The 8,795-nt window shown below is 27.5% G+C and carries 7 protein-coding genes; 2 read left to right on the forward strand and 5 right to left on the reverse strand.

All coding sequences use genetic code 11. From position 1 onward, the window contains the following. Positions 1-70 precede the first annotated feature (70 nt). From QIA22_RS00535 to QIA22_RS00555, 5 genes are all read right to left on the reverse strand, one after another. Complete coding sequence (locus QIA22_RS00535) at positions 71-1,315, reverse strand: complement regulator-acquiring protein (RefSeq protein ID WP_301611231.1); 1,245 nt, start codon at positions 1,313-1,315, stop codon at positions 71-73. A gap of 436 nt (positions 1,316-1,751) precedes the next feature. Beyond that, positions 1,752-2,549: a complement regulator-acquiring protein gene (locus QIA22_RS00540; protein ID WP_301611232.1), complete on the reverse strand. Its 798-nt coding sequence runs from the start codon at positions 2,547-2,549 to the stop codon at positions 1,752-1,754. Between the two features lie 299 nt (positions 2,550-2,848). Then, positions 2,849-3,643, reverse strand: coding sequence for a complement regulator-acquiring protein (locus QIA22_RS00545; protein ID WP_301611233.1), 795 nt, complete (start codon positions 3,641-3,643; stop codon positions 2,849-2,851). 267 nt (positions 3,644-3,910) lie between these two features. Beyond that, positions 3,911-4,768, reverse strand: coding sequence for a complement regulator-acquiring protein (locus QIA22_RS00550; RefSeq protein WP_301611234.1), 858 nt, complete (start codon positions 4,766-4,768; stop codon positions 3,911-3,913). 552 nt (positions 4,769-5,320) lie between these two features. Next, the gene (locus tag QIA22_RS00555) at positions 5,321-6,199 is read right to left on the reverse strand and encodes a complement regulator-acquiring protein (RefSeq protein ID WP_301611235.1); all 879 of its coding nucleotides are present in this window, start codon (positions 6,197-6,199) and stop codon (positions 5,321-5,323) included. A gap of 531 nt (positions 6,200-6,730) precedes the next feature. On the opposite strand from QIA22_RS00555, the gene QIA22_RS00560 reads away from it, so the two are divergent. Together QIA22_RS00560 and thyX are read left to right on the forward strand one after the other, a co-directional pair. Further along, the gene (locus QIA22_RS00560) at positions 6,731-7,600 is read left to right on the forward strand and encodes an OMS28 family porin (protein WP_301611236.1); all 870 of its coding nucleotides are present in this window, start codon (positions 6,731-6,733) and stop codon (positions 7,598-7,600) included. Positions 7,601-7,808: 208 nt separating this feature from the next. After that, the gene (thyX, locus tag QIA22_RS00565) at positions 7,809-8,606 is read left to right on the forward strand and encodes an FAD-dependent thymidylate synthase (protein WP_301611237.1); all 798 of its coding nucleotides are present in this window, start codon (positions 7,809-7,811) and stop codon (positions 8,604-8,606) included. Positions 8,607-8,795: the final 189 nt, after the last annotated feature.

An 8,795-nucleotide genomic window follows, 5' to 3' on the forward strand; every position in this document is an offset into this window, starting at 1 on the left:
AAAGAAGAGTCCAGATCTCTTCTTTTGATTAAATAGTTGTAAAATAGTTTATTTTTATTTTTTAAATAAACTATTTGAGCTCTGTGATACTAATGTATGTTTCAAGAACAGACTGGCGAGCATTTTGCATTTTGTTTAGGCAGTTGTTTTGAATGTACGCTGCTAAAGATTTAGAATCGCTTGGGTTTGTATTATATGCATAAGCAATAAGCTCTTCAGCTTGTCTTGACCATTCGTCTTTTTCATCTAATATTTGATTTAGTTTTGATTGAAGCGTGTTTAGCTTAGAGGTGAAATCAAAACTGTTAATTTTAGTGTTTAAGTAATCCTCGTTAAAGATTTCAATTTTTTTATTTATTTCGTCTAGTGCAAGTTCAAAAGAAATTTGTATTCCAAGCCCTGATATCATTAATTCTCTTATTAAGCTGTGATTTTGATTCTCATTGTAAAGGGTTTCCATTATTGATCCAAATTGTTCGGTTTTGTTTTGATCAAAATCCATAAGTGCGTAAAATTTATTTCTTTCATTTTCTGCTTCTGGTGTGTTGGAGTTAAGCTGCGGCGCGTAACTTCTGTTGAAAACTTTAGTACTTGAAATAACATCTAGTAGTGCAAATGCAGAGTCTTTCATTTTAAATTGATCGTAAGTTTCTATAAATCCAAAGTTGTTTTGTGTAGTATTTTTTTCTTCAGAAATTCTTCTAATAAGTTCATTTTTTAATGCTTGTAATTTGCTGCCCCTGCTAGAAGATGTTGTTGCTTGCGCAGCAATGCTTGAACTTATTGGCTGGCTTGTTGGTTGGCTAAGGTTGTAACTTAAGGTAAATGCTGCTGGCTTTTGATTTATGCCGCTAAAGGTGCTTGTAGCTATGGGTGCAGCTTTGCCCCTTTGAGCAGTTCTTCTTTGGATTGGCAATGATACATTCATTGTTTTTGTTATGCCCGCTGTAGGTATGCTTGTGTTTTTATTTATTGTTTTTGACAGATTTGATAGATCTGCTCTAGGGCTTAAAGTTTGCTGTTGTGGCGCTTTTGCTACTTGTGGTTGATTTTGCAATCCTTTATTTTGTGCTGCTGGAGCTTTTGCTGCCACTTGCGCTTGTTTTTTCAGCTCCGCTGCTACTTTATCAACTATTGGTATGTTTTTTGTAGCATTTGGTTTTGTATTAACAGCCGCTGTTTCTTTATCATCTTTTGTGCGGTTGAGCATTCCTTTTACTTTGCTTTTATAATCTTCATCTAGATTGGCATCAATTGTACAGGAAAATAAAAACAATCCCAGGAGCTTTAAGTGTATTAATGGTTTGATTTTCAAAATACTATTCCTCTGTTTCTTTTTAATGAATTTTAATAATCAAAATTAATTAAAATTTAAAATTAATTACTAATTATTAAAAGCTTAGTTCAAATTATAGAATAATCAATAAATATAAATAAAAATGTTTTAATCTGGCTAAGGTCTAATTTTCTTATTTTTTCGCTTTACATTTTTTCATAATATTCTCCTTTTATAAAAATGTAGCAGCGGGGTACAAAATAATTTTTATTACATATTACAAATGTATATCAAATTATTTTAATTTAAATTTAAACTCTTATAAAAATAGAAATACATTATTGTTTTTTAGTTTGGATTTATTTGGATTTATTCGTATTCATTGGATTTAGATTTTAAGCCTAAAAAAAAAGAGAAGAATTAACTTCTCTTTTCAAAATATCAAGTGCAACATATTATTTTTTCTTAAAGATTATTAAGAGAGAGGTTTTAAAGTATCAAAGTCTTTGTAATATTGATTAAAGTGTTCTGCTAGCTTTTTTTCATCGGTTTTAATGCTTTGAACATTTTGACTGTAAGCTTCAAGCGTTTCGTTTAAGGTTTTTTTAAGTCTTTGCTTTATGTTTAAGTTGGATTTTATTTGCATTAGCAATGATTTAGCTCTTTCTAGGTGTAAATTGTCTACGTTATTTTGTATTGATACTAAATCCTGCTCTATTTGGAATTGAGTGCCCCATGATATGTGGTAAAGCAATCTTCCAAGTATATTATGGTTTTCGGAATTTTTTTGAAGTTTTTCAAGAATTTCTTTTAATGTCTCTATTTTTGCTTTTTGATAATCTAAAGATGAGTAAATCATTCTTTTTATTTTCATTTGGATGCCTTCATCAATAAGATCGCGAGGGCCGACTTTAAAAGTATTTAGGAAATCAAAATTTCCAGTAGTAATTTCAGCTATTTTTGTATCTTCTTCTTTTTTTTGATCTTCCAGCTTCTTACCAATTTCTTTTAATTCTGAAATTGTAGTTTCTAAAAGTTCTTGATCGGAAGGGTTAAGGTCCCCAGGGGCATCTTCAGGATTTTGAGTGTTTTTCTCTAGATTGGTGTTTTTCTCTAGATTGGTGTTTTTCTCTAGATTGGTGTTTTTCTCTAGATTGGTGTTTGCATTTACTTTAGGATCGATTTTGCTAAAAGGTGCACATGAGATGCAAATTAAAGTTAATATCACCGCAATAATATTAAGCTTGATTATGTTCGGTTTGCCGTTTATCAAAATATTCTCCTTATAAATTAAAACTAATATTTATTAAGTTTAATACAAATTAATATTATAACTATATTGCAATAATTGTCAAATGACAATATTCTTATTTAATATTTAAGATTTAATATTAAATATTAAAAAGATTAAATTTTTATTATTTTTATTATTATTTTTAGTTTGGATTTATTTGTATTTATCTGGATTTAATTAGGTTTATTTGGATTTAGATTTTAAGCCTAAAAAAAAAAGAGAAGAATTAACTTCTCTTTTCAAAATCTCAAGTGCAACATATTATTTTTTCTTAAAGATTATTCATGGATAGGTTTTAAAGTATCAAAGTCTTTAGAATATTGATTAAAGTGTTCTGCTAGTATTTTATTGTCTTTTATATTATTAGTATTGTTACGGTAAGCTTCAAGCGTTTCGTTTAAGGCTTTTTTAAACCTTTCTTTTAGCTGTAAATCAGCCTTTAAGCGTACTAGCAACCCCTTTAAATCTTCTTTTGAATTTTCTTTGTTTTTAGTGTTCAGTTTTTCATTTATTGATTTTAAGTGATTTTCTAGTTGTAGTTGAATGTCCCGAGTTGTGCGATGAAGGAATGTTCCAGAAATTTTAGGGTCTATTTCGGGATTACATATAAGTTTTTCAAGAATTTCTTTTAATGTCTTTATATTTTCTTTTTTATAGTCTAAGGACGAATAAAGTATTCTTTTTAAAAGTATTTTATCCTCTTCGCTAGCTAGTCCGCCATGAGCACTAATATAAGGATCTAAAAGACTAGATTCTTCCTTGGCAATTTTAGCTAGCTGTGTAGTTTCTTCTTTTTTTTGATCTTCCAGCTTATTACCAATTTCTTTTAATTCTGAGATTGTAGTTTCCATAAATTCTTGATTGTAATAGCTAAGGTCCCCAGATTCATCTTCAGAATTTTGAGTTTTTGTTTTCGGATTGGTGGTTTTTTTAAGCTTAGAGGTTTTTTTAAGCTTAGTGTTACCAGTTGCTTTGGGATCGATTTTGCTAAAAGGTGCACATGAGATGCAAATTAAAGTTAATATCACTGTAATAATATTGAGCTTGATTATAGTTAGTTTGGCTTTTGTCAAAATACTCTCCTTATAGTTTAAAACTAAAACTAATACTAATTAATTATAATGCAAAATAATATTATAACAATATTGTAATAATTGTCAAATAATAATATTCTTATTTGATATTTAAAGATTAAATTTATTATTGGTTTTAGTTTGGATTTAATTGTATTTATCTGGATTTAATTGGGGTTATTTGGGGTTATTTGGATTTTAAGCCTAAAAAAGAGAAGAATTAACTTCTCTTTTTCAAAACATTAAGTTTAATATATTATTTTTTCTTTAGATTGTTGATTTTAATTCATTAAATTTTTCTTGTTTAGATTTAGCATCGTAAGTAGAATAATCAAATATTTCGTAATTTCCATATATGTAGCCTACCACGTAATTTTTTTGATAATATTCGTCAATTTTTTTAATTTCTTCGGTAACTTCATTAACAGTTTTTTCCAAGGTTTTTTTAAACTTTTCTTTTAGCGTTAAGTCAAATTCTACGTGTATTAGTAGCTCTTTTAATTCTTCTTCGCTTAGAGCGTTTAATTTTTCTTCTTTTACTGATTCTAGATGATCGTCTATTTGTTTTTGAATGTCCAAAGCTTTGTGATAAAGTAATAATCTAACCGCATTTTCGCAATCGGGGTTACCTTTGAGTTTTTGAAGAATTTCTTTTAATTTATCTATTTTTTCTTTTTCGTAATTTAAAGATGATTGAATTATTCGCTCTATTTGTAGTTTTTCATTTTTTTGAGTTTCTTCGTCTATTGTTATTAATGGAGTTTTTAAAGTTTTTTTAAGTTTTTCTATAGCTTTTTTATCATAAGACGCGGGGTAGATCCCAATATTATCTGCTAAATTACCCTTAGCAAGGGTGCCCACTTTTTTAGTTTCTTCAATTTTTTGAGTTTCTAGTTTTTTGCCAAATTCTTTTAATTTCGAGATTATAGTTTCTTTTGTGGATTTTTGATCTGAAGATGTAAAGTCCCCAGGTGCATTCTCAGAATTTTCGGTGTTTTCTTTTGAATTGGTGTAGCTGTCTGCTTTTTGATCAATTGGGTTAACAGTGCATGAAATGCAAATTAGAGTTAATATTGTTGTAATGGTATTAATAAGCTTAATTATATTTAGGTTGACTTTTGTCAAAATGCTCTCCTTATAAATTAAAACCAGTATTTATTAATTCTAATACAAACTAATAATATAATCATATTGCAACAATTATCAAATAATAATATTGTTATTTGATAATTAAAATTTAATTTATTATTGAGTTTAGTTTGGATTTATTCGGATTTAGATTGTAAGTCTAAAAAAAAAGAGAAGAATTAACTTCTCTTTTTAGAAAAAAATATCAAGTGCAACAGTTATTTGTTGCTTGTGTTAATTTTTTTATTTATTTAATTCTTCATGAGTAAATCATTCGTTTTATTATCATTTTTATATTATTTTTAATGTTATTTAGTTTATTTTTTGTCAAAATAATCTCCTTGTACATATTTATAAGTAAAAATTAATGTTTGTTGATTTTAATACAAAATAATACAATTGTACTACAAGATCTTTTGAATAACAATGTTATTATTTAGTATTAAAAAATTAAATTTATATTCTTATATTTTATGTTTTTAATTTTTTAAGTTTTTTCCAATATTCCAACCCCCTTAATTTGTAACACCACTTTCCACACACACCACATTAGTAGTGTATGTGGTCACAACAGGTTTTTAGCGGCGTTTCAATATCATTTAAAATTTGCATACTTTCATTTGGATTGAATTTATGTTCGTATCCAAGCCTTATTGTTTCTCCTAAAATTTTTCCGTCAGTTCTGGCTCCCCCCGCATTGTTGTCATATTCACCAATAATGTTGTCAATAGTTGTTATCCAAGAATTTCTCTCTTGTATTAGTTTTTCAAATTTTTCTTGAATCTCTTTTACTGTTTTTGTTCTAAAGTTAAACATTAGGCGTCTTTGCTCGTCTTTGGTTAAAAGCTTAACGGCGTTTTCTAATGCTTCTTGGATCTTAAATCCTGTCCAAAAAATTGAACCAATAAGTGTGTAATGGTATCCAGTTGAGCTTGATGTTTGTGCAAGTATTGTTGCTAATTTTTTGATTTTATTTTCATCATAATTTAAAGATGAGTAAAATAATCTTCTAACCCGATTGTCTTTTAACATGAAATCAATATTCATGTCTTGTTTTTCTGGAAATGCGGCAGTGTTTATTCCAAATTGATCAGCAGGTTCGATTTTTTGAATATCTGTCTTTATTTTTTGAGTAAATATCTCGATATTTAAACTTATTTTTTTAATTAATTTTTCATTCTCATTAAATTTTTGTGCAATTTTTTTAATTATTGCTTCTTTTTCATCTTTTAAAAGCTGGCTTTGTTGTAAATGTTGGATATTTTTGAGATTTTCTGCTTTCTCAACGCCAAAGCTTTTAACTTTAATGAGGTTTGATTGCAATTCGCTTGTTGCTTCTGTGTTGTTTGATTTAGAATAAAAAGAACATGAGACCAGTAAAGTTATTTGAAACAGCTTTAATGTTTTCCAAATTATGTTTTTCTTCAAAACGAAATCCTTAAAAAAAAAATTAATTATTAGTTTTATTTGGCAAGCTCAATATTTTTTATTTCTAATATAAATATATTTCAATTTCTTTAATTTTCAATGGTTGTTTTATCTATTTAAAATAAAATTTAATAAATAAAACGTTTAAAATATTCTTAAAAGAAGCCCAAAATTTTTCCGTTTGGTTTTTAAATTTGTTGGCAATGCAGTTAGATAGTTAATATTAATGTTGCACTTTCTGGTTTTATTAAATTTTAAAAATATTCTCAAGTAGCCTTGTTTTTGTTGATGATTGCGTTATATTTTTCATGTGTTATTTTATAATAATAAATCTAAATATTATAAAATAACACCGTTCTCCCCATTTTAATGTAAATTCTGAGTATTTAATCTTTGTTAAAAGCCTTATGTTTTCAAAGTCATTCTTAATTAAAAAAGTTAATTATATGTTTTTATACAAATATGTATTGATTCTAATTTAGTTATGTTTTAAAATATTAAAAATAAATGTTTAAATAAGGAGAATTAATAATGACTAAAATATTTAGTAATTTAATAATTAGCGGATTATTGTTTGGATTTGTAAATTTAAATGTGTTTGCAGATTCTAACAATGTAAATATTCTCAAGTCTCAATCCAATGTTTTAGAACAACCAGATCAAAAAGATGATAAAAGCTTAGATCAAAAAGATGATAAAAGCTTGGACCAAAAAGATGATAAAAGCTTAGATCAAAAAGATGATAAAAGCTTAGATCAAAAAGATGATAAAAGCTTAGATCAAAAAGATCAAGTTGATCAAGCTCTAGATACTATTAACAAGGTAACCGAAGATGTTACTAGTAAATTAGAGGGAGTTAGAGAATCATCTCTTGAGTTGGTAGAATCAAATGATGCAGCGGTAGTTAAAAAGTTTGTAGGTTCAATGTCTTTAATGTCAGATGTTGCCAAAGGCACTGTTGTTGCATCACAAGAAGCAACAGTTGTGGCGAAGTGCTCAGGAATAGTTGCTGAGGATGCAAACAAGGTTGTTGAAATATCTAAAAAGGCTGTTCAAGAAACTCAAAAGGCTGTTTCTATTGCTGGGGAAGCAATATTTTTAATAGAGAAGCAAATAATGTCAAATAAATCTCCAAATAATAAGGAATTGGAGTTGACAAAAGAAGAATTTGCTAAAGTAGAACAAGTTAAAGAAACTTTAATGGCTTCTGAAAGAGCTTTAGATGAAACAGTTCAAGAGGCTCAAAAAGTTCTCAATATAGTTAATGGTTTAAATCCATCAAATAAGGATCAAGCAGTAGCAAAAAAAGATGTTGCAAAGGCTATTTCTAATGTTGTTAAGATAGCTCAAGGCGCAAGAGACCTTACAAAAGTAATGACCATTTCTTTATATATGAGATAGTTAGATTATACAGATTTATAAATAATTAGAGGTTAAAGTAAAAAGGTTTGAAGCTAATTATATAGTTTCTGCCTTTTTTTATTTTGCTAAGATCAATATTAAATCCCTTATTAAGGTTGTTTATGATATAATATTTACATTCATATTCACCCGAATAATTACATTCTTAAAAGGTTAATAAATTCGCCTTAAGCAAGGAGCTCAGTTTTTGAATAAAGAATATAAGATTTTGGATAATGGGTTTTTAAAGCTTATTGATTTTATGGGAGATGATAAGAGAATAGTTAAAGCAGCAAGGATTTCTTATCGAGGAGAGAGTGTTAAAAGAAAAGATGAAGAACTTATTGATTATTTAATAAGAAATGGGCACACAAGTCCATTGGAGCAGGTGGTTTTTACATTTCATGTTAAAGCCCCAATATTTATTGCAAGGCAATGGATGAGGCATAGAACTGCAAGGATTAATGAAGTTTCTGGATGCTACAGCTTGGCAAGAGAGGAATTTTATGTTCCCTTAGAAGAAGATTTAAAGTGTCAAATTTTTAATAATAAATCTAAAAGAGAATTTAAGCCTTTGGGAAAATTATCAGACAAAATAAAGCATCATCAAAAACATTCTTATGAGCTTTATCAAGATATGATCAATTCTAATATTCCAAAAGAACTCTCAAGAATAGTTTTGCCTTTAAGTTTATATACTGAATGGTATTGGCAAATTGATTTAAATAATCTTTTTCATTTTATTAAATTGCGATTAGCCTTAGACAGTCCAAAAGAAATTAAAGAGAATTCACCAAAAGAAATGCGCGAATATGCCAAAGCATTGATAAGTATAGTAAGAGAAATTGTCCCGATATCTTTTAACAGTTTTGAAAATCATTTTTTAAAGGGAAAGAGATTTTCTAGTGAAGAGATAGCAGCAATTATTAACGCTTTAGATTTAAATAAGCTTAGTATGGATGCTGAAAAATTGGAGCTATTAAAAGATAAACTAGGAATTGATTGATTAATTTTATTAAGTGTTTAGTATTCTTTAGTTATAAAACTTTATAGATTTCCGGTCAAAAAATTAAATTGTTAGCTGTTAGCCTGTAAAGTGTAATTTTTGACAATGTAAATTAAAAATTAAATGTTATAAAATTATAAAAGAGGCATTATAATAAGAGTTTATTAGTATACTAATAAACTCTTATTA

The organism is Borreliella kurtenbachii (genome assembly GCF_030437945.2).
GTDB lineage: Bacteria > Spirochaetota > Spirochaetia > Borreliales > Borreliaceae > Borreliella > Borreliella carolinensis.